Genomic DNA, 846 nt, shown 5'->3' with positions numbered 1-846 from the left:
TAGCTGAACGAACGAACCTTGAAAATGAGGAAGGTACATTATCCGATGCTTTAGTTGGTGCAGATATCTTTATAGGTGTCTCGATAGGCGGTATCTTGACACCAGAATTAATCGCGAAAATGCAAACAGAACCAATTGTTTTTGCAATGGCTAACCCAGAACCAGAGATTATGTATGATGTAGCAAAATCAGCAGGAGTTCGTGTCATGGGTACCGGCCGGTCAGATTTTCCTAATCAAATCAATAATGTTTTAGCATTTCCAGGTATATTTAAAGGGGCATTGAGAGTCAGAGCAACAACAATTAATGATGAGATGAAGTTTGCGGCAGCAAGAGCTATTTCGGATTTAGTAACATTTGAGGAACTTAGAGAAGATTATATTATTCCCAAAATTTTTGACGCACGAGTAGCAGAACAAGTCGCTAGTTATGTAGCTGAAGCAGCTAGGCAGACAAGAGTTAATCAAATTTGATTAGGAGTGAAAAGATGAAAGGATATCGAAAAGAAAAAGATTCGATGGGGACCGTCTTGGTGAAAAATGAGCATTTATGGGGCGCCCAAACGGAGCGAAGCCGAACAAATTTTAATATTGGACAAGAAGAGATACCTAAGCCTGTTATTTACGCTTTAATTTCCTTAAAAAAAGCAGCAGCTAATGTCAATACTACTGAAGGAAAACTAAGTAGCGAACAAAGAGACGGTATTCTAGCAGCTTGTGAACTTCTTCAAACAGGAGAATACGAAGAACAATTTCCTTTAAAGGTTTGGCAAACAGGAAGCGGCACTCAAACAAATATGAATGTGAATGAAGTGATTGCTTGTTTGAGTAATAAGCAAGTCAAAAA

The 846-nt window shown here is 38.4% G+C and carries 2 protein-coding genes; both read left to right on the top strand.

What is annotated here, in order from left to right; translation table 11 throughout:
- On the top strand, window positions 1-473 hold a 473-nt coding region (locus RT405_RS01720; protein ID WP_313467042.1), incomplete at its 5' end, for a malic enzyme-like NAD(P)-binding protein.
- A gap of 14 nt (window positions 474-487) precedes the next feature.
- Window positions 488-846, top strand: a 359-nt coding sequence (locus tag RT405_RS01715) for a lyase family protein (protein WP_313467040.1), incomplete at its 3' end; no start/stop codon positions are given.

The sequence above is a fragment of the Carnobacterium sp. genome, from assembly GCF_032094055.1.
Lineage (GTDB): Bacteria > Bacillota > Bacilli > Lactobacillales > Carnobacteriaceae > Carnobacterium_A.
The sequence above is the reverse complement of the archived record's forward strand: the minus strand, read 5'-3'. Positions and strand labels throughout refer to the sequence as shown.